The sequence below is a fragment of the Caballeronia sp. LZ008 genome (assembly GCF_031451435.1).
In the GTDB taxonomy this organism is placed as follows: domain Bacteria; phylum Pseudomonadota; class Gammaproteobacteria; order Burkholderiales; family Burkholderiaceae; genus Caballeronia; species Caballeronia zhejiangensis.
In genome coordinates this window covers 55,971-76,186 of the sequence record NZ_JARUXK010000006.1, presented here as the reverse complement: position 1 = coordinate 76,186, position 20,216 = coordinate 55,971, and the positions used below count along the sequence as shown (strand labels likewise).

The following is a 20,216-nucleotide window of genomic DNA, read 5'->3' as shown; positions in this document are numbered from 1 at the left end:
TCCGATCTCTCTCGACGAAGAAACCCGCTCAGGAAGATATCCTCCATCGCGGAATGCCATACTCATATCCGCTCACGCCTTACTGTTCGACTCGCAGCCTTATTATTTGAAGGCCACAGTCATATCATCCCCAGCAGCCCATTCCGGGTCAACGAAACGGCTTCTTTCCCATAACCGCGGGTTATATGCGTGTGCGCTTTCCTATCGTTTACGACGATGCCAAATGTCTAGTCAACGTGCGAGGAAGGCGATCAGACTTGCTACGATTGGCAAGGAGCCTTTCAACGTGGGCAGAGGCCTTGAAGCGGTCACGCCGTCAGTCGCGAAACCTCAAGCGCCGGTGGTTTGGAGGACGCGCGCTCGGCGCTGCCGTCAAGGAGCCCATCTATTCGCCCGGACAGGGTGCGGAACCTCCATGTACCCCGCCGTCATCGCGACGCTGCCGACGCGCCCCCAGCCGTCCTGCCCTCCACGACTGGGAATCAGGCTGCGAATGACGTATCGTCTCTTGACGATGTCGGCCCAAAACCCGCTTAACCAGTAGTGCCTGTATCCATGTCTGATAGAGAACATTTGACGCGACCTGGTGATTTCGATGATGCAGTTGGCGATTTATCCGCTTTAGCTATTGACCCGCGCAAGCTCCTGTATCTGGCTACCGCAATCGAGGAAGGTAGCCTTTCGAAAGCCGCCAAGACACTGGGCATCTCGCAGCCTGCATTGACGAAGTCGATGAACCGGCTCGAGCAGGAGTTTGGGAGGCGGCTGTTGATGAGAACCGCGAACGGCATAGTTCCAACGGCTCTCGGCGAACTTATCTATGCTCACGCCAAGCTCATACGAGATGAAATTGGTCTGGCAAAGACACGGTTGCAATCGGAGACAGCAGCAACGGACATTGTTACGGTCGGCACCCTCCCTAGTCTTGCGAGCCGGGTTCTGCCTCTCGCTGTCGCGCGGTGGAGAGACCTGGCGCCAAGGGTCTTGTTGAGAGTAATTGAAAGGAGGCAGGTTGATCTGCTGATGGGAGTGTTGCGGCGCGAGTTCGACTTTGTCATCGCGCAAACGGAGTTCTACGACATCTTCCCCGAAGGGTTAAAGCAGCGTGTTCTTTTCCGCGACCGACTCACAGTGTTCGCTCGTCCAGGCCACTGTCTCTTTGAACGACCTGCTCTAACTTGGGCTGACCTCTCGGAGTTTCCCTGGGTATGTCCGATGTTTGGGTCCCATCAACGTACCATTTTTGAACGGCTACTCGACGCCGAGAACGTCCCGCCTCCGCGCCAACTGATTGAAAGCGGTTCGATTGAGTTCACGAAAACTTTAATTGCGGAAAGCGACCATCTGGCGCTATTAGCAGAGCATTCCACTATGACAGACGTTCGGGAAGGTTTGATCAAGGCCCTTCCAGTTTCTTTCCCTGCAATCAAGCGCAGCATCGCAGTCATCTTTCGTGAATCAGCTCCGCTGACGGATCTACAGCGGGGATTTGTCAACGAATTAGAATGTGTCGGAAAAGAGCTTTGTGGCGACTAACAGTTGTTAGGCAATACCAATGCGATGCACGCCGAAGGCCTAGGCCTCGTACCTTAGCGGGGCCGCCACAAGGTAGGTCGATTGCGGTGGTGGGTAGCTTGTTCATACGCGTACGCGAGACTAATCAGTACTTTCTCGTCCCACTGACGACCGACGAAAATTAAGCCGAATGGGGCGCCGGACGCGTAGTAGCCGGCTGGCACTGTTACTCCAGGCAAGCCAGCGATATTGATTTCGCTTACCGTCGTTCCCTTGATGGTGTCGGTGCCATGCAGCGGCGGCAGCTCACATAGCATCTGCGGAAAAACTAGGGCGTCAAGTCGGTTCGCGGTCATGACTCCATCAAAGATACCCAAGTATCTATCCCTGAGCTCGTTGAAATCCGAAAGGTCGGCAGGTGCAGACGGCTCAGCGACCGCCTTCGAAAATCGCGGCAGAGCGTTCAGACAAGCCAACGGACCCGTCGCTCTAAACGGGTCTTGCTCTGCGGTCACTGCAATGAAGTCAGCGAACCCTTTGAGCGCGGAATTCGGGCCTAAGCGGCGAAGGTAATTCTCAAGGTCGCATGGAAACGACTCAAGTCCCCGAGCATCGAAGCTGCGCGACGGCGGCGTAGGCTTGCGCAATTTGGAGAACCCGGACCCGGCGAAAGGATCGTCAACGAGGATCGCGCCGGCGCTCCGTAGTTCGAGCTTCGCTCGCTCGTACAACAGCGTAGCCTCGCCGGACAGAAGTTCAGTACGCCAGCCCGGACCATACAGCCCGACGCGCTTGCCCACAAGCGCATCGCTGCTGAGATCGGCCGCATAACTATGGGTCGCGCGACGCCCTGCGCGGGCGAGCGGTTCCGGTTGGTCGGGCGAGTAGCCCGCAAGGACATCTAGGCAATGCGCTGCGTCGCGTACATTGCGCGCGATCGGTCCCACCACGTCTCGGCTGCTTGACATCGGCAGCACGCCGCAGTTAGATACCAGCCCTATCGTCGGCTTTATGCCGACGAGATCCTGCGCCGACGCCGGATTCTGTATTGAGCCGCCGGTCTCCTCACCGAGCCCTAGCACCGCCATCGCGCTGGCGATGGCGGAAGCAGTCCCCGCACTACTGCCACCTGGCGCTCGGTCGCGCATCACAACGTTGTAAGTGGGGCCGGCCCAACTGTCATTCGCATGTGTGCCTGAATGGCTCATCACCGGCACATTTGTCTTGCCAAGCAGAATTGCTCCAGCAGCCCTCAAGCGCTGCACCACGGGCGCATCTGAGTCCGGAATTAAATCGACACCGCCGGCCTTCCCGTACAGCAACGACCAGCCGGCAGTTGTAGGGAAACCGGCCACGTCAATCGTATCCTTCACGACCACGGGAACGCCCGCGAGCGGCCCCAACGTTTCACCCGCGGCACGCCGGCGGTCGATCTCTCGGGCGTCGTTAAGCGCTGCATGATTGAGGAACACGACCGCGTTGTACGACGCGTGATACATGTCGATCTGCTCGAAGCAGTGTCGCGCAAGCGACTCGGCAGAAAAGCGCGCTTGCGAGATTCCCTGCCGCACCCCCTCAACCGTCAGAACGCTCAGATCAATCTCGCCCTGCGGTTTATGTCGATTCTTCATGCGTTACCCGGCTATGGTTGGACACTCCTGCGATTCAAACCGGGAAGGCTAAGCGGCCTTCCATCCAGCGACCGCCTTCGATTCCAAGAATTCTTCGATTCCCCATACGCCGCCTTCCCGTGCCCTGCCCGATGCTTTGATTCCGCCAAAAGGCGAGCCGGGCGCCGGTGACGCTCCATTTATTTCAACCATGCCGGAACGCATTCGCGCCGCCACCCTCGTGCACCTGTCAAGGTCCGACGACTGCACATAGTTGGCAAGGCCATAGGGCGTGTCGTTCGCGATGGCGACCGCTTCGTCCTCTGTAGCGAACGGGATCATGCACAGTACGGGGCCGAAGATCTCTTCTCGAGCGATCGTCATCTGGTTGCTCACGTCTGCGAATACTGTTGGACGCACGAAATAGCCGCGCGAATGTTCCGCGGGCCGCCCGGTTCCGCCTGTGACTAGCCTCGCGCCCTCTTCGATCCCCTTCTGTATCATGTGTTGCACCCGTTCAAACTGTGTTTGGGATGCGAGAGGTCCCATGTGTGAGCCGGGCAAATGCGCCGCGTCTAGCCGCACCGCTTCAGCACATTCACGAGCTTCTTCGACAGCCCGCTCATAGATAGAGCGCTCGACGAGCATGCGCGTAGGCGCGTTGCAACTTTGTCCCGCGTTACCGAAACATCTGAGCACCCCGCGTCTCACTGCCTCGGCGTCTGCGTCTGCAAAAATTACATTGGCCCCCTTCCCGCCCAGCTCAAGCACGACCTTCTTCAGCGTAGGCGCGGCGTTAGCACTTATCGCAATTCCTGCGCGCGTCGAACCAGTGAAGCTGATCATCGCTACATCCGGATGCGTTGAGAGGCGAGTACCCACGCCCGAACCGTCGCCGTTGACAAGGTTGAACACCCCCGGTGGAAAGCCTGATTCGTCGATGTATTCAGCGAACAACATCGATGAAAGTGGTGCTATCTCCGACGGCTTGAGTACCATGGTGCAACCGGCAAGCAGCGCCGCCACGACTTTCAAAGTCACCTGGTTCATGGGCCAGTTCCAGGGCGTGATTAGCCCGACCACGCCAATCGGCTCCATTAAAATTCGGTCGTTGGTCGCATGGTTGCTCAACGGCCGCAGAAAATCGAATCGCTCAAACGCGCTGAGGAAGTTGCGAATGTGCCAGCGCCCAGCACCCACTTGCTTCTGGAGCGCCATGTCGATCGGGGCACCCATTTCCATAGAAATGAGTTGGGCCATCTCGGGCGCGCGTCGCTCATACACGTCGAGGAGACGTTTGACCAGCCCGATCCGTTCCTGGGGCGGGGTCTGTGCCCAGTCCCGAAACGCTGCACTGGCGGCTGCCACAGCGCGATCTGCGTCCAGTTCGCTGCCAATCGAAATGACGGCGCATGCCAGCTCAGTCGACGGATCGATAATTCGTGACTCAAGACACACGGATTCTGGCGACACCCATCGGCCGTCAATATAAAAGCGCTTTCTCTCAAGCATCACACTCTCCAAAATGGGTGCTTCAGATGACTAGGTCAATTAGAAACGGTCCCGCCTGCCGAAAGCTCCGCTTCATGAGTTCGGCACATCCTTCAAGGGTCGTCGCCCTCGCCGCCTCGACGCCCATGCCGTTAGCGAGTTTCACCCAATCGAGGTCCGGATTTGACAGATCCAGCATACTCATTGCGGTCTCACCCGGCGTCGCGCCCACGTTCCGGTATTCGCCGATCAAAATGTTGTACTTGCGGTTGTTAAGCAGGACGGTCGTGCATGGGAGGTTTTCTCGCGCCTGCGTCCACAGCGCCTGTAGCGAATACATCGCTGAGCCATCGGCCTGCAGACTGATGACTCGCCGCGCACGCTTTGCAGCGATTGCAGCGCCAGTTGCAACCGGAAGACCGTCTCCGATAGCGCCACCGCTGAGATTGAGCCAGTCATGCGCCGGCGCACCGTGAGTCGGTCCATGAAGCGCCCGGCCGAATGTCAGGCTTTCGTTCGACACGATTGCGTCTTCTGGCATCAACGCTGCCAGCATCTGCCCAAGCCCCTCAGGGGTAGGTGGCCCAGAGGGTACGGTCGACGGTGCGCGTGCTGTCGGGAACGCAGCATCAGGCGCGTCCAGTTCCTCTAGGAGTGCCTGCAGAGCCTCCTGCGCGTCTTGATCCGGGCGCGACAGCACGTGGATCTGTGTACCCGGCGCGAATTGCGCCGACGGCTTGCCTGGATAGGCAAAGAAGGCAACTGGAGCCGTGGCATTTACGAGAATGATGTGCTCGTATTGGCCAAGCGCGTCGATGGCGAGCGTAGTATCGTAAGGCACACGCTCAAGCGGCAGACGACCGTGACCGCGGGCCAAATGCGCATTTGTGTTGCTCGCAAGCAGGGTCGCCCCGGTTGCTGCGGCAACACGCCAGGCGAGTTTCTGCGCTGGGGCAAGGACGGCTTGGTCGGCGAGCAGGATAAGAGCCCTGCGGGCCGAGCGAAGGATGCGTGCCGCAGTTTCTATCGCATGCGGATCGACCGCTGGCGGCCGCAGGTCGGGCAACGGCGAAGCAACCTTGCCACCAATACCCCAGGAAAGATCTGCCGGCAGAATTAGCGTAGCGACTTGCCCGGCGAAGGAGCGCGCCGCCTGGACAGCAGCGGCGGCATCACGCCCCACCCCACGGACATCTGTGCAGGTACGCACCCAATGAGACACCGCACGCGCCAAGCCCTCGGTGTCCGCGGTGAGCGGCGCATCGAACGGCCGATGGTAGGTCGCCTGGTCGCCAACGATATTTACAATTCCAGCTCGCGCGCGCCGAGCGTTGTGGAGATTAGCGATGCCGTTTGCAAACCCCGGGCCACAGTGAAGCAACGTGCTGGCGGGCTTCCTCGCAATGCGGTAGTACCCGTCCGCCATTCCTGTGACTACGTTCTCCTGTAATCCGAGCACACAATGCATTCCCGGAATCCTGTCGAGTGCGCCGACAAAATGCATCTCGCTTGTGCCTGGGTTGGCAAAGCATGTATCAACTCCGCAAGCGAGGAGTGTGCGGACCAGACTTTCCGCACCGTTGAGTTCGTCAGCGGAAACAGATGATGTCATAGATTTCTTCGCGGCAATGCGCGTAACTGTTGAGGGTGTATGACTTCGGACCGCATCGTGGCGTTCAGGCAGCGGATTTCCAGACGTTTCGGAAGCGCGGAATCTCGTCCGGTATCCAGAGATGGTTGTGCACCACATTGCGCATCGCCGCATACTCGACGGAGAAGAACAGCGGCACATAAGGAAGGTCGTGCGTAAGGATCCCTTCGATCTTTCGGTACGTCTCTGCACGCGAAGCTTCGTCGGTCGTGCTCCGGCCGACAGCAAACAGTCGATCAACCTCCGGGTTGCGGTATTTCGTAGAGTTTTGCGCTCCTGTGCTGGCAAAGAGCAGCGGCATCAACCCGTCCGGATCGGGCCTTTGCGCCCATCGCATCGGACTGAAATTGATCGCACCTTGAATTACGCGCGGGTACCAGTCACTTTGCGCGACCGGATCGAGCCGCACGGCAATGCCCACGGCTTTAAGTTGCTCCTGAACGAGCTGGTTGATCTGCTGCATTTCGAGAATGTCCGGCGTTGCCAGCGTTAGCTGCAAATTCGACAGTCCCGCTTGAGCAAGGAGCGCCTTCGATTTCGCGGCATCGTACGGATAGGACCGCAACGCCGGATCAAACCACCAAGCTCCGGGCGGTGCAATCGATTCGGCCAACGGCACCTTTCCACTCATCAGAATATCGACCATCCGTTTGCGATCGAGCGCGTATGCAATCGCCTGTCGCAGCGCGAAGTTATTGAACGGCGCACGATCAACCTGCCACTGCAGCGCGTACCACCGGCTAGCGGGTCCACGATCCAGCCGTATTTCAGGTTGGTTCTGAACTTGTCGAATATCGATTGGAGACAATGCCGAGACATAGTCCGCTTCGCCGGTGCGAAGCCGCTGAACTCCGACCACGACATTTGCGACGTCATTGAAGACAATGGAATCGAGATAAGGCTTTCCCGGTTCCCAGTAATGGGGGTTCTTAACGACAGATAACGAGTTCCCCGGCGTCCATTGACGGAACAGAAAGGGGCCTGTGCCAACCGGATTCGTCGCGAAGTCCTTGCCGTACTTACGTACCGCCGTCGGCGACGCCATGAAGCCCTCCCGCTGCGCCAACATGCCGAGCAATGCCGGACTCGGTGTCTTTAAACGCAATTCGAGCGCGTAGGGTTCCAAGACCGTGACTGAGTCAACTATAGCGCTAAGCCCGGATCGTAGTGGCGACCCTGTCGCCGGATCTAGGCATCGGTCTAGATTGAACTTGGCCGCTGCAGCGTCGAACGGCGTGCCGTCGTGGAACAAGACGTTCTTCCTGAGATACAGCGCCAATCGTTTCCCGCCGTCCTGTGTCTCCCATTTCTCAGCCAACTCTGGACCAATGGACGCGTCTTTGTTAATCGACAGCAGTGTATTGAAAATCAGGTACAAGGGCTGGCGCTCGGTCCAATTAACCGAAAACGCGGGGTCTAGCGTCTTGAGATCGGATTCCAAGGCTACCCGTAGCGTGCCACCATAAACGGGCCTGTCAGACGTTGCGTCGACCGCACCTGCGGCAGGTGCAAGAGCCATTTGTACTGCTACGGCAGGACCTCCAAGCAGGAATGTGCGACGACGCATCGGTCATAACCTCCATAGGATGTTGGACGCTCAGATGGGATGTAGAATGATCGTATGTCGTCTGACAATCAAGCTTTTTCTTTTTTATTGCGGGTTAACGAGATCGTGCCCACCTTTATCCAAAGGTAAGCACATCACGAAGGGAGACAGAATTGCGTTACTCGAATCTTGTCGAGCGCTTGCAAGGTGAGCGCACATCAGCCTGGGACATCCATACCGCAGCTAAGCAGGCCGCCGGACGCGGCGAAGACGTGATTATTCTGAGTGTCGGCGATCCAGACTTGTCGACGCCGTCGCCTATAGTCGAACGTGCCATTGCTGCGCTACGTGAGGGCGATACGCATTACAGCGGCGTTGTCGGAAGAGAGAACCTGCGAGATGCCATCGCTGCGGAGCATCGGGCGGATACGGGAATTCCAGTGAGCAAGGCCAACGTGTTCGTTTGCGCGGGCGCCCAGAACGGGTTATTCGCCTCGGCGCTTTGCCTTTGCGAGCCCGGCGACGAAGTGATAGTTCCCGAACCGATGTATTTGACGTACGAAGCAGCAATACGGGCGTCCGGAGCAACTCTGGTGCCGGTTCCGGTAGATTCAACAAAAGATTTTCACCTTGATTGCGACGCGCTCAAAGCGGCTGTCACCCCTCGTACGCGCGCGATCTTTTTCGCAACGCCCTGCAATCCCACCGGTGTCGTCATGCCGCGCGAGCACCTCGAGGAGATTGCAACGATCGCACGCAAACACGATCTATGGGTTGTGTCAGATGAGGTCTATGCAGACCTTACGTTCGAACGTGAGCACGTGAGCATCGCCTCGCTGCACGGAATGGCAAGTCGAACGCTTACCATCGGAAGCTTCTCCAAGTCGCACGCGATGACCGGTTGGCGCCTAGGCTGGGTAGTTGGCCCTGAACCAGCTATTGGCCATCTCGGTCGACTAGCTCTTTGTATGTTGTACGGTTTGCCCGGATTCATTCAGCAAGCGGGTATTGTTGCACTCAGCGACCGACGTGCTGTCGTTGCGCAAATGCGCGAGTTGTATCGTCGTCGCCGTGATGTGGTGTTTCAGAGGCTGAGCGCAGTGAAAGGGCTCAATTGCAAGCTTCCGGAGGCGGGCATGTTCATGATGATGGACATCCGCGGTACTGGATTGAGCACCTACGACTTCACCTGGCAGCTGTTTCGCGAGAAGGGTGTCTCACTGCTCGACGCGAGTCTCTTTGGACATACCGCAGCTGGTTACGTAAGACTAGGGCTGGTTGTGGACGAACAGCGTCTGATGGAGGCCTGCGATCGCATCGCGGAATTTACTCGAGCCCGCTGCTAACGCAGGACGTTCGTTGACTGAATCGGGCCGCCGGTGCGAACGTCCCAGCCGGCCCGGTCTACAAAAATCTACGCTTCGAGACCCTCTGCTTCGCGTTGAGTCGAGGCTTCGCGCATCGCGCCAGTAAGGATCTGCAAGCCCTCATCGAATTCGGCGTTGCCGATAGTGAGCGGAAACAGGAAACGAATCACATTGGCGTTGACGCCGCATACCAGGACAATCAGACCGCGTTCGAGTGCAAGCGATTGAACGGTCTTCACGAACGCAGCGTCGGGCGTCCGGGTACCCGGGACGAAGAACTCCGCCGCAATCATCGCCCCTGGCCCACGGACGTCGACCAATTCGGGGACGACTTCGCGCAGAGATTGCAGCCGCTGCTTGAGGCGGTCTCCGAGCATCGTCGCGCGCTCACATAGCTTCTCTTCTTCGACGACGCGAAGCACAGCGAGCGCCGCGGCCACGGCCAGAGGGTTGCCCGCGTACGTGCCGCCCAAACCACCGGGAGACGCGGCATCCATCATCGCCTTTCGTCCAGTCACTGCCGAGAGCGGAAACCCACCGCCGAGGCTCTTGGCCATGGTCGTGATGTCTGCATAGACGCTGTGGTACTCCATGGCAAACAGCTTGCCGGTGCGAGCAAAGCCCGTCTGAACCTCGTCCGCAATAAGCACGATTCCGTGCTGGTCACAGATCTCGCGAAGCGCGACCACAAAATCGGTCGGTGCAGGATTAAAGCCGCCCTCGCCCTGCACAGGTTCGAAGATGATTGCCGCGACGCGCTGAGGATCAACGTCAGTCATAAAAAGCGTGTGAATCGCAGCGACCGCATCGCCCGTGCTCACGCCGTATAGCGGATTGGGGTACGGGGCGTGATACACCTCCGAAGGGAACGGGCCGAACCCCAGCTTATACGGCGCAACTTTACCGGTCAGCGCCATACCCATCATAGTGCGCCCGTGAAAGCTTCCGCCAAACGCAATCACTGCTGGTCGGCCAGTCGCAACACGGGCAATTTTTATCGCGTTCTCAACTGCTTCTGCGCCGGTGCTGAAAAGCGCTGTCTTTTTGGCGAAGTCGCCCGGCACCTTAGCGTTCAGTGCCTCTGCAAGTTCGACGTACGATGCGTAGGGCGCGACTTGATAACACGTGTGTGTGAAGCGTTCAAGCTGTTCGCGCACGGCTTCAATGACTTTGGGATGCCGGTGGCCGGTATTGAGCACCGCGATGCCGGCGGCAAAATCGAGGTAACGGTTGCCCTCGGCATCCCAAAGTTCCGAGTTTTCTGCGCGGTCGACGTGAAACGGACACATCACTCCAACACCGCGCGGTGTCGCAGCGTCCTTACGCTGCACAAATTCCATGTTGTTCATTGCTAAGATTCCTTGTTGTATGCTGGTGCTTCCAGCAACGCGACGTTCCGGCCGAAGTTCAGTCGAGATAAGACGTCGTCGTCGGGTTTAATCGGCGCATGTAAGCGTCCCATTCGCGTCGATACGGATCGTCGCCGTCAGCCTGCGAAATGCCCTCCCACTGTTCGTATTGAGAGGCGGTCAAGTCGCATACGTCATCGCTGAGCGGGTGCGGAGCCTGCCCGCTTGCCTGCACTGCGAGCTGCACGCGGCAAGCGCGGTCGAGATTGAGCATCAGGATGAGGGCCTCGGCGACCGAACTGCCACATGTCAGCAGGCCGTGATTGCGCAAGATCATCGCCCGATACGTGCCGAGATCGGCGACAAGTCGTGCGCGCTCCTCGAGGTCGACCGCGATGCCTTCGAAAGCGTGATATGCGATGCGCCGATGAAACTGCAGCGCCCACTGGTTACAAGGCTGTAGCCCGCATGCAAGCGACGCAACTGCGACACCTGCGACGGTATGCGTATGCGCGACGCATTCCGCATCGTGCCGTGCCTGATGGATTGCGCTATGGATGACAAATCCCGCCGGATTCACAACGTGATCCGTCCGTTCGAGAATGCGGCCTTCAGTGTCAATCTTCACCAGCGACGATGCGGTGATCTCTTGGAACAGCAGCCCATATGGGTTAATCAGGAATTGGTCGCGTGTTCCCGGCACCCGCGCGGAGATGTGCGTATCGATGCTGTCGTCAAGGCCGAAATGCGCTATAAGGCGATATGCGGCCGCGAGATCCTCTCGTACGCGTTGTTCGCGCTCGTCACGCTTCGAGTTCTGTCTCGTTTTCAAGCGATACCGCCCATGCAGAGGTATTTGATCTCAAGATAATCGTCGATGCCGTACTTCGAGCCCTCGCGTCCGAGACCGCTTTCTTTTACACCGCCGAATGGCGCGACTTCAGTCGAAATCAATCCTTCGTTAATTCCGACCATGCCGTATTCGAGCGCCTCAGCAACGCGCCAGATTCGACCGATGTCGCGCCCGTAAAAGTACGACGCAAGGCCAAATTCTGTGTCGTTCGCGAGCTCGATAACCTCTTCCTCCGCAGAGAATCGGAAGATCGGCGCGACGGGTCCGAACGTCTCCTCGCGGAAAACCTTCATGTCGCGTGTTGCCCCGGTGAGAAGCGTCGGCTGAAAGTAGCTCGTGCCACGGGGATCGGTCGCGCCACCGACAACGAGCTTCGCACCACGTGAGACTGCGTCTTCGACGTGTTCGCGAGCTTTGGCTACTGCCTTTTCGTCGATAAGCGGGCCGATTTTCGTTTCAACGTCGAGTCCATTTCCGACTTGGAGACCTGAAATTGCCGCCGTGAACTTTTCGACAAACGCGTCATGCACGCCGTCCTGCACGAAAAAGCGATTAACGCAAACGCACGTCTGACCGGCATTGCGGAACTTCGAAGCAATAGCCCCGGTGACAGCGGCATCGAGGTCAGCATCGTCGAAGACAATGAAAGGCGCATTGCCCCCTAGCTCCATCGACGTCTTCTTAACAGTGCCCGCACATTTCTGAAGTAGCAGCTTCCCGATTTCAGTCGATCCGGTAAACGACACTTTTTTGACGACTGGATTGCTGCACAGCTCGTCACCGATCATTGACGCGTTGCCGGTCACGCACGACAGCACGCCCCGCGGTACACCGGCGCGTTCTGCGAGTACGCAAAGCGCAAGCGCCGAGAAAGGCGTCTGGCTTGCAGGCTTCAGAACCATCGTGCAGCCTGCCGCAAGTGCAGGACCGATTTTGCGGGTGAGCATTGCCGCCGGGAAATTCCAAGGTGTAATCGCGGCACACACGCCGATTGGCTGCTTGATTACAACGATTCGTCTATCGCCGCTTGGCGCGGGAATGGTATCGCCGTAGACGCGCTTTGCTTCCTCCGCAAACCACTCGAGGAAGGACGCTGCGTAGCCGATCTCGCCGCGACTTTCGGCGAGAGGCTTACCCTGCTCGCACGTCATAATGACCGCGAGGTCCTCTTGGTGCTCCAGCATCAGTTCGTACCACCGTCGCAAAATTGACGCGCGTTCTTTGCCGGTTTTCTTTGACCACGCGGGCAACGCGCGCTGTGCAGCGTCAATCGATGCGCGGACCTGTTCCAGCGTAGCGCGTGGCACGCTGCCGATGGCGCGTCCGTTTGCTGGATTAGTGACGACGATCTGGGCAGATGCATCAGATGAGGTCCATTCGCCAGCAATGAGCGATTGCTCCCGAAAGAGCGTAGGATCGCGCAACGCGGGCATGGCGAGAGGATCAAGCGACAATTTCGACTCCGTAGGTGAGATTCGACAGCATTAGGTGCGGCGCGCTGAGGGTGCGCCAGCGGGTGCAACGCTCACAGCACATCGTCGCGAATACACGCCTTAAAGTGCATTGGCGCGATCTCGCGAAGAGCTGGGCGTCGCTCCGCGCATTCTGGTTTGGCGTAAATGCACCGCGTGCGGAATACGCAGCCACTTGGCGGCGACACTGGATCCGCGACATCGCCTTGCAGGACGATGCGCTTGCGCCTCATGTCGGGGCGATCGTCCGGCACCGCAGAGATAAGCGCCTCGGTGTATGGGTGCTTCGGTGTTTGCGTTATGGCCCTCGCCGGTCCGATCTCCATAACCTGCCCGAGGTAGACGACCGCAATCCGGTCCGACAGATATTCCATCACCGCAAGATCATGCGAGATGAACAACATGGCCAGATTAAGCCGTTGCTTGAGCTCATCCAGCAGACTTACGATCTGGGCCTGGATCGACACGTCGAGCGCCGATATGGGTTCGTCAGCAACAATAAATCTGGGATTGACTGCAAGGGCACGCGCAATGACGATGCGCTGGCGCTGACCACCCGAGAGCGCCGTCGGACTACGATCCTTGTAGTCATCCGATAACGAGACCAGCTCAAGCAGTTCGCTTACCCGCCGGTCAATTTCCGCTTCAGATTGGCACAGCTTCTGTACTCGCAGCGGCTCCGCAATGACTTCGCTGATCTTCATGCGCGGATTGATGGACGCGAACGGATCCTGAAAGATGATCTGTGCGCTGCGTCGGTAGTCACGCAAGCCGGCGGCATTCAGCTCCATCACATCCTTACCATCGAAGCGGATCGAGCCGTCCGTCGGTTCAATAAGGCGCAAGATCGACCGGCCGATGGTAGTCTTACCCGAACCCGACTCGCCAGCGAGCCCTAACGTCTCTCCGGGAGATATGTCGAAAGATACATCGCTTACCGCGTGCACGTGACCAACCAGCTTCGAGAACAGGCCGCGCCGGATCTCGTACAGCTTGCTCAAGTGGCTGACGCTGATGAGAGGGGGAGCCGCCGTGCCCGCATCGGTTACGGCGGCAGTGGAAGAGGATGCGGCTACATCAATGGTGAGCGTCATGTGGTTTGTCCTTGCAAGACGGGCGAGCACTGCGTCGTTTCCTGCAGTTCGCGCCAGCGCAGGCAGCGGACTTGATGCAGTCCGTCGTCGGTGGTCTCGAGCGTGGGCACTTGCCGGTCACACCGGCCCTTGACGGCGTGCTCGCAGCGCTTGTGGAAGGCGCAGCCAGTCGGTAACGCAGCCGGATTCGGCGCGCCGCCCGGTATCGGCTTGATCCGATGGCGCGAATCGCCCAGCCGCGGGCGGGAACGCATCAGCGCCTGCGTGTACGGCATCAGCGGTCGGTTAAACAGCTCCGCAATCGGCCCTGCTTCGACGATTTGGCCTGCGTACATCACCAGCGCTCGGTCGGCGATTTCCGCGACCAGGGACAAATCGTGAGTCACGAAGAGAATCGCCATCTGAGTCTCTTCCTGAAGCTTCTTCATCCGCTCGACAATCTGCGCCTGAACGGTGACGTCAAGGGCGGTGGTCGGTTCATCTGCAATCAAGAGCGCTGGATGGCACGAAAGCGCAATCGCAATCATCACCCGTTGTCGCATCCCCCCTGACAGCTGATGCGGATAGCTCTTCAGGCACTTCGCAGGGCTGGGAATGCCGAGCATCGACACAAGCCGCAACGCCTCGTCGGTCCGCTCCTTCGATGACATTTTTCGGTGAACGGCTAGCGCCTCCTCGATTTGTGCGCCGATGGTATAGAGCGGGTTGAGTGACGACATTGGCTCTTGGAAGATCATCGCCGCATCGTTACCGCGAACTCGCTGCAGATCCCGTTCATGCAGCTTCACGACGTCGACGCTTTTGCCGGCTTTCGTTGCGAGCGAGATAGAGCCTTCCACCAATGCGTTGCCATCCGGGTTCAACCCAAGCAGCGCAAGACCCGTGGTGGATTTGCCGCAGCCGGACTCGCCGACGATTGCGACGATTTCGCCTTTGCCAACCGAGAACGAAACGTCTCGCACGACGGGGACCGGTGCCGCGGTGCGTTTGCCAGTGCGGAACGCCACCGAAAGGTGTTCGACTGTGAGAACGCGCGAATTTTCGAATGTGGCCGTCATTTGATGCTGGTCCCGATCAGATAGAAGCCAAATACAGTAGCTGCGACCGCGGCGCCGGGCGCGAGGCTCATGCCCGGATTCATCGCGAGGTAATCGAAGCCAGCGCGGACCATGGCGCCCCAGTCAGGCGTCGGCGGTGGCATGCCCAAGCCGAGAAAAGAAAGACTCGCAGAGGTAAAGATCGAATAGGCGACCGTAAGCGCAAATTGCGCGGCGACAATACGCGCTGTGTTCGGCCATATATGCTTGAGCATGATCCAGTCGGCGCGCGCCCCGACAGCCTTCGACGCCTCGACAAACACCGACTCGCGCAGCGCAAGCGTCTGACCTCGCACAAGACGCGCGATGCGAGGCCAACTGACGAAGCCCAGGACCAACACCAGATTCAAGAGCGTGGGGCCAATCATGGCGGTGATGATGAGCGCGAGAATCAGGCCTGGCAGTGCGATGAAGACATCGATGATCTGCGTTGCGAGAAGGTCAACTCGTCCACCGAGGTATCCAGCAATCAGCCCGACCGGAATACCGATAATCGCAGCCATGACGGCCGCGCCGATCCCCACGATCAGCGACGACTGACCGCCATAGATGAGTCGCGAGAGGATGTCACGTCCGAGTTCATCTGTACCAAGCAGATTTTCACCTCCAGGCGGAGACAGAAACATGACACTGCTCGCTATCGGATCATGCGGCGCAATGAGCGGTGCGCACACTGAGACCGCAATCATCACAAGTAGGATGAACACACCAATCTGTACCTTGGGACGCAAAAGAATTTCACGCACGTGAAGCTCCTAGTTCAAGCGAATCTGTGGGTTGATCAGCGTATAGACCACATCGGCGAGCAGGTTCATAACGATGACCGCCACGATGATGAACATGCCCACCGCCAGCATGACCGGGTAGTCCCGCGACAAGATCGACGTGACAAACAGCTTCCCGATGCCCGGCATAGAAAACAGTGTCTCGGTGACGACCGCGCCGCCCATCAACTGACCGAGACTGATACCGATGTAGGTGATCACGGGAAGAATGGAGTTCGGCAGGACGTGCCGGAACGAGACCCGATGCGCCGACAGACCTTTGGCACGAGCGACGCGCACGAACAGCCTGTCGCGAACCGCTTGATATTCGGCTCGGTACACAAGCGTGAAGGCTCCAAAGTAATACGCCGCGAGCGTGACTGTCGGTAGGATCAGATGCTCAAGATGAACAAAGAGACCGCGATCCCACGGCACCCATCCGACCGACGGTAGCCAGCCGAGCTTCACCGAGAAAATGAAGATAGCAACCATGCCGAGCATGAAGTTTGGCACCGTCATGCCGATGATTGACAACACGGTGACAAGCGGCGCGATAGCCCGTTGCCCCCACGTCAGACTACTCAGCCCGACCGAAACGATTGTCGCGAGTAGGATCGCCAGCACGGCAAGTTCGATAGTGACGGGAAGCGAGCGCAGCATCATCTCGGCGACAGTCTGATGCGTCGTGTACGACCGACCGAGATCGCCAGTCAATGCGTGCCCCACCCAACTGAGATACTGCACTACGACGGGCCGGTCGAAGCCCATCTGATGACTGAGTTCTGCTATCGCTTGCGGGGTTGCATCTTGCCCGAGCATCAGCGCGGCTGGATTACCGAAAAATACCGCGACACTGAAAAACAGCAGCACGGTGACAAAGATCAGATTGGGAGCGGCCCATACGAGCCGCCGGCCTATCACTGTCAACATATTTGCCTATCCTTGGATCGGGCGCGGGCGCCTCGTTTTACGAAGCGCCGCGCAGGGTAACGTTTAGCGCATCACGAACGGATCGGCTACAGCCTCGCCGCCGACCTCAATCATCACTGCCTTCGTTTCGGTGTAGTCCTTCAAGGCGTCGATGCCTGCTTCGCGGCCGTAGCCGCTTTGCTTGAACCCGCCGAAAGGCACGTTCACGCCCGTGACGCGATACGTGTTAATCCAAAGGCGACCGGCCTGCACGGCGCGTGCGGTACGCATCGCACGAGGGAAGTCGCGGCTGAAAATGCCTCCTGCGAAGGCGTAGTCGCTATCGTTGGCGATTGCGACGGCTTCGTCGTCGGTGCGGAACTTCAGAACAGAGAGCACCGGACCGAACAGTTCCTGACGCACGACGGGATAGTCGCTACCATCGCATACAACAATAGTGGGCTCGAAACATTGATTGTGCGGCAGCCCCTCGACGCGTTTACCGCCGACGACCACCCGCGCGCCCTTCTCCACTGATTGGGCAAGCAGCGTCTCGATTCGGTCACACTGCCTTTCCGTAGCAAGCGGCCCCATGTTAGTCGAGGCGCTCATCGGATCACCGATGGCAATGGACTTGACGCGCTCGACCAGACGCTCTACGAGCTCGTCGTGAATCGACTCATGAGCGATCAAACGCGAGCCCGCGGCGCAGCTCTGCCCGCTTGCGCCAAAAATGCCCGCGACGATGCCATTCACGCAGCTGTCCAGATCAGCGTCATCGAAAACGATGACCGGAGACTTCCCGCCAAGTTCGAGCGACAACTTTGCAATGTTGTTCGACGAATTCGGAATCAGCTTACGGGCTGTTTCAACACCGCCCGTGAACGCAATACGGCGTACCAACGGATGACTCGTGAGGGTAACTGCGCAAGGGTTGGCACGACCGGACACGAAGTTGATTACACCTGCAGGAAAACCGACTTCGTGCGCCAGCTTCGCGAGCGTCAGCAGCGGCGTGGACGCGTCCTCGGAGGCCTTGACGACAATAGTGTTTCCGGTTGCAAGTGCTGGTGCGATCTTGTATGCCGACAGCTGAAGCTGCGAATTCCATGGAATGATTGCTGCGACCACGCCGACCGGCTCGTGGAGCACGAGGTTGAGCATGTTCGCGCCTGACGGCGGAATGTCGCCCTGTAGCTTGTCGGCGAGTCCCGCGTAGTAAGTGTAAGCACGGGCGGTATGCGCTGCCTGCCACGTCGTCTCCTTGAGCAACTTGCCCGTATCTTGTGTCTCAACGTATCCAAGCCGCTCTTTGTGCTCAACGAGCTTGTCTGCCAGCTTCTGCAAAAGCAAAGCCCGTTCGCTTGGCAACATCTTTGGCCAAGGTCCGCTCACGAACGCTCGGTGTGCCGCCTGCACGGCACGATCGACGTCGGCGGCACTGGCATCGGGGATAGTCGCCCATGCCTGACCGGTCCAAGGATTGATGCTTTCGAAGGTACGGCCATGATCCGCCTGCACGAATTCGCCGTCGATATACATCGCGAAGGTTTCGGTTTGCTGAGTCATTGGTGCGCCTGGAGAATGTGAAGGAAGTAGATAGGAAGGACGCGAGCAGCGGCGTCAGTGGCTTCTCGCGCCCAGTGGACGCGTCTCGTAAGTAGCGGCTAGTGCTTGCAAGTCGGATTCATCAAGCCTTAGATCAAGCGCAGCGACGGCACTCGTTACATGCGCAACCTCGGTCGCGCCAAAGATTGGAGAAGTAATGCCCGGTTGATGCAGCGCCCAAGCAAGCGCGACCTGGCTGCGTTCGACGCCATGTTTCCCGGCGATCTGGGCAACGCACTCGAGCGCCGCGAAGTCGCCGGGACGGTGATAGTGCTTAACAGTGTAGTCATCGGACTCATGCCGGGCGGTGCTATTAGACTCATCACGCCGATCGGCGGAAAGGAAACCGCGTGCAAGCGGACTGAAAGGCACGAGCGCGATACCGTACTCGATACAGAACGGGATCAGTTCTCGTTCGGCCTCCCGGTGGCAGACGTTGTATTCGCACTGCATTGAAGCGAAAGAAGCGCGTCCCAACTGGCGTGCCAGGTTCACGCACTGCACGAAGGCCCACGCAGGCATCGTCGTCGCACCGACGTAGCGGACCTTGCCGCTCTTCACGAGATCATCGAAGGCAACTACCAACTCCTCCAAGTCCGTATCCGGATGCCAGATGTGCGTCTGAAGCAGATCGATGTAATCGGTCTTCAGTCGCTTCAAGGATGCATCGACTGCGGCCAGCACATGCTTGCGCGAATAGCCACGGGCATTTGGATGTTTGCCCATTGGATTGCCAAGTTTCGTGGCGAGCACAATCTCGTCTCGCGAGGCGTAGTCCCATAGGGCGTCGCCAAGTAATGCCTCGCTCGCGCCGCTCGAGTAGAAGTCGCACGTATCGATGAAATTGATGCCCGCCTCGACTGCAGCCCGGAGGATCGGCCGCGCTGCGTCTTCCTCCAACACCCATCTGCGCCATGTGGAACTGCCCATGCCCATTGCGCCCAATCCGATGCGCGAAATTCGAAGGCTTGAGCGGCCGAGTCTGAGGTACTCCATTAGTCCACCTCCTGTTCCATTCGATCTGAAACCAAGTCTAGTCGAAATGATTTTTGTCAGCTAGTATCTCGTATACCAACAGATAACCAAGGGTGGCGCAAGTGGAAAAATTTCATGCGAGAGACGGCCTGTCGCTGAGCTACACGGTGCGAGGACGCGGTCCGTTCATCACGCTTGTTCACGGCATCGGTGCGGACCATGCCAGCTGGGACGCTATCGCTCGCCAGCTCGAGGCACACTTCACGGTGGTTCGCGCGGATCTGCGCGGACATGGGGAATCGGGCCGGATGGAGCGTTGCTCGCTCGACGATTTCGTGACCGATCTTGACGCCCTGCTCAATGTCGTCGGCGCGGACAAAACTCACCTGGTCGGCTTTTCTCTGGGTGGTCTGATTGCGCAAAAGTATGCGGTTGAAAACTCGTCGCGCCTCGACCGGCTGGTGCTGATAAGCTCGGTCGCCGAGCGGACCGACGATGAGCGGGCTCGCGTGCTAAAACGCGCCGACCAGATCGACCGAGAGGGAATCGCGGCGGTCGTCTCGGCTGCGGAAGACCGCTGGTTCACGCCTGCGTTCAAAGAGGCCAATCCGCAACGCGTTGCGGAGCGCCTGGACCAACTGGTAAAAAACGACCATAGATCTTACGCGGCAGCGTACCGTGTTTTCGCCGAAGCTGATCGCGGAATAGAGTTTGAAAAAATCAACGTGCCGACGCTCGTCATGACCGGCGAAAACGATCCCGGATCGTCGCCACGGATGTCACGTCTCTTACATGAGAAAATTGCCGGATCGCAGCTTCGCATCCTGCCGGAGTTGCGGCACAGCGTGCTGCTCGAAGCCCCAGATTTGATTGCAGGGCTGCTGCTCGAATTTCTTCAGCCGAATTAAAACCCAG

16 protein-coding genes are annotated in these 20,216 nt (G+C 58.5%); 3 read left to right on the top strand and 13 right to left on the bottom strand.

Translation table 11 applies throughout. The annotated features are described in order from the left end of the window. Positions 1-555: 555 nt before the first annotated feature. On the top strand, positions 556-1,536 hold the full coding sequence (locus tag QCE49_RS32760; RefSeq protein WP_250459402.1) for a LysR family transcriptional regulator: 981 nt from the start codon (positions 556-558) through the stop codon (positions 1,534-1,536). Between the two features lie 53 nt (positions 1,537-1,589). On the opposite strand, the gene QCE49_RS32755 is transcribed toward QCE49_RS32760, so the two are convergent. The 4 genes from QCE49_RS32755 to QCE49_RS32740 all read right to left on the bottom strand — a co-directional run bounded on the left by QCE49_RS32755 (position 1,590) and on the right by QCE49_RS32740 (position 7,786). Then, positions 1,590-3,146, bottom strand: coding sequence for an amidase (locus QCE49_RS32755; protein ID WP_250459400.1), 1,557 nt, complete (start codon positions 3,144-3,146; stop codon positions 1,590-1,592). 48 nt (positions 3,147-3,194) lie between these two features. Continuing rightward, on the bottom strand, positions 3,195-4,637 hold the full coding sequence (locus tag QCE49_RS32750; protein WP_250459398.1) for an aldehyde dehydrogenase family protein: 1,443 nt from the start codon (positions 4,635-4,637) through the stop codon (positions 3,195-3,197). Between the two features lie 22 nt (positions 4,638-4,659). Further along, entirely contained in the window at positions 4,660-6,228 is a 1,569-nt protein-coding gene (locus QCE49_RS32745) for an acetolactate synthase large subunit (protein WP_250459397.1), read from the bottom strand. Between the two features lie 64 nt (positions 6,229-6,292). After that, positions 6,293-7,786 (bottom strand): ABC transporter substrate-binding protein, encoded by a 1,494-nt coding sequence (locus QCE49_RS32740; protein WP_250459395.1) that lies wholly within the window; start codon positions 7,784-7,786, stop codon positions 6,293-6,295. 200 nt (positions 7,787-7,986) lie between these two features. On the opposite strand from QCE49_RS32740, the gene QCE49_RS32735 reads away from it, so the two are divergent. Then, positions 7,987-9,159, top strand: coding sequence for a pyridoxal phosphate-dependent aminotransferase (locus QCE49_RS32735; protein WP_250459386.1), 1,173 nt, complete (start codon positions 7,987-7,989; stop codon positions 9,157-9,159). Between the two features lie 68 nt (positions 9,160-9,227). Here QCE49_RS32735 and gabT read toward each other — a convergent pair whose 3' ends face one another. The 9 genes from gabT to QCE49_RS32690 all read right to left on the bottom strand — a co-directional run bounded on the left by gabT (position 9,228) and on the right by QCE49_RS32690 (position 19,322). Further along, positions 9,228-10,529, bottom strand: a complete 1,302-nt coding sequence (gene gabT, locus QCE49_RS32730; RefSeq protein ID WP_250459384.1) for a 4-aminobutyrate--2-oxoglutarate transaminase — start codon at positions 10,527-10,529, stop codon at positions 9,228-9,230. Positions 10,530-10,587: 58 nt separating this feature from the next. Further along, entirely contained in the window at positions 10,588-11,385 is a 798-nt protein-coding gene (locus tag QCE49_RS32725) for a class II aldolase/adducin family protein (RefSeq protein WP_409017629.1), read from the bottom strand. Then, the gene (locus QCE49_RS32720) at positions 11,358-12,815 is read right to left on the bottom strand and encodes an NAD-dependent succinate-semialdehyde dehydrogenase (RefSeq protein ID WP_250459448.1); all 1,458 of its coding nucleotides are present in this window, start codon (positions 12,813-12,815) and stop codon (positions 11,358-11,360) included. Before QCE49_RS32720 ends, QCE49_RS32725 begins: the two co-directional genes overlap by 28 nt. 92 nt (positions 12,816-12,907) lie before the next feature. Then, positions 12,908-13,948: an ABC transporter ATP-binding protein gene (locus QCE49_RS32715; protein WP_250459373.1), complete on the bottom strand. Its 1,041-nt coding sequence runs from the start codon at positions 13,946-13,948 to the stop codon at positions 12,908-12,910. Beyond that, positions 13,945-15,006, bottom strand: a complete 1,062-nt coding sequence (locus QCE49_RS32710; protein ID WP_250459371.1) for an ABC transporter ATP-binding protein — start codon at positions 15,004-15,006, stop codon at positions 13,945-13,947. Before QCE49_RS32710 ends, QCE49_RS32715 begins: the two co-directional genes overlap by 4 nt. Next, positions 15,003-15,791: an ABC transporter permease gene (locus tag QCE49_RS32705; protein WP_250459369.1), complete on the bottom strand. Its 789-nt coding sequence runs from the start codon at positions 15,789-15,791 to the stop codon at positions 15,003-15,005. The genes QCE49_RS32710 and QCE49_RS32705 overlap by 4 nt, the downstream gene beginning before the upstream one ends. A 9-nt stretch (positions 15,792-15,800) precedes the next feature. Beyond that, positions 15,801-16,739, bottom strand: a complete 939-nt coding sequence (locus QCE49_RS32700; RefSeq protein WP_250459367.1) for an ABC transporter permease — start codon at positions 16,737-16,739, stop codon at positions 15,801-15,803. 63 nt (positions 16,740-16,802) lie between these two features. Further along, positions 16,803-18,287, bottom strand: a complete 1,485-nt coding sequence (locus tag QCE49_RS32695; RefSeq protein ID WP_409017627.1) for an aldehyde dehydrogenase — start codon at positions 18,285-18,287, stop codon at positions 16,803-16,805. Positions 18,288-18,341: 54 nt separating this feature from the next. Then, positions 18,342-19,322 carry an aldo/keto reductase gene (locus tag QCE49_RS32690; protein ID WP_250459365.1) on the bottom strand — a complete coding sequence of 327 codons (981 nt, stop codon included), beginning with the start codon at positions 19,320-19,322 and terminating at the stop codon, positions 18,342-18,344. A gap of 101 nt (positions 19,323-19,423) precedes the next feature. On the opposite strand from QCE49_RS32690, the gene QCE49_RS32685 reads away from it, so the two are divergent. Beyond that, positions 19,424-20,209 (top strand): alpha/beta fold hydrolase, encoded by a 786-nt coding sequence (locus QCE49_RS32685; protein WP_309806840.1) that lies wholly within the window; start codon positions 19,424-19,426, stop codon positions 20,207-20,209. The last annotated feature ends 7 nt before the right edge of the window (positions 20,210-20,216 follow it).

Coding starts and splice junctions, on each gene's coding strand:
- QCE49_RS32760 (WP_250459402.1), top strand. CDS start 556: ATGTCTGATAGAGAACATTTGACGCGACCTGGTGATTTCGATGATGCA.
- QCE49_RS32755 (WP_250459400.1), bottom strand. CDS start 3,146: ATGAAGAATCGACATAAACCGCAGGGCGAGATTGATCTGAGCGTTCTG.
- QCE49_RS32750 (WP_250459398.1), bottom strand. CDS start 4,637: ATGCTTGAGAGAAAGCGCTTTTATATTGACGGCCGATGGGTGTCGCCA.
- QCE49_RS32745 (WP_250459397.1), bottom strand. CDS start 6,228: ATGACATCATCTGTTTCCGCTGACGAACTCAACGGTGCGGAAAGTCTG.
- QCE49_RS32740 (WP_250459395.1), bottom strand. CDS start 7,786: ATGGCTCTTGCACCTGCCGCAGGTGCGGTCGACGCAACGTCTGACAGG.
- gabT (WP_250459384.1), bottom strand. CDS start 10,529: ATGAACAACATGGAATTTGTGCAGCGTAAGGACGCTGCGACACCGCGC.
- QCE49_RS32720 (WP_250459448.1), bottom strand. CDS start 12,815: ATGCCCGCGTTGCGCGATCCTACGCTCTTTCGGGAGCAATCGCTCATT.
- QCE49_RS32715 (WP_250459373.1), bottom strand. CDS start 13,948: ATGACGCTCACCATTGATGTAGCCGCATCCTCTTCCACTGCCGCCGTA.
- QCE49_RS32710 (WP_250459371.1), bottom strand. CDS start 15,006: ATGACGGCCACATTCGAAAATTCGCGCGTTCTCACAGTCGAACACCTT.
- QCE49_RS32700 (WP_250459367.1), bottom strand. CDS start 16,739: ATGTTGACAGTGATAGGCCGGCGGCTCGTATGGGCCGCTCCCAATCTG.
- QCE49_RS32695 (WP_409017627.1), bottom strand. CDS start 18,287: ATGACTCAGCAAACCGAAACCTTCGCGATGTATATCGACGGCGAATTC.
- QCE49_RS32690 (WP_250459365.1), bottom strand. CDS start 19,322: ATGGAGTACCTCAGACTCGGCCGCTCAAGCCTTCGAATTTCGCGCATC.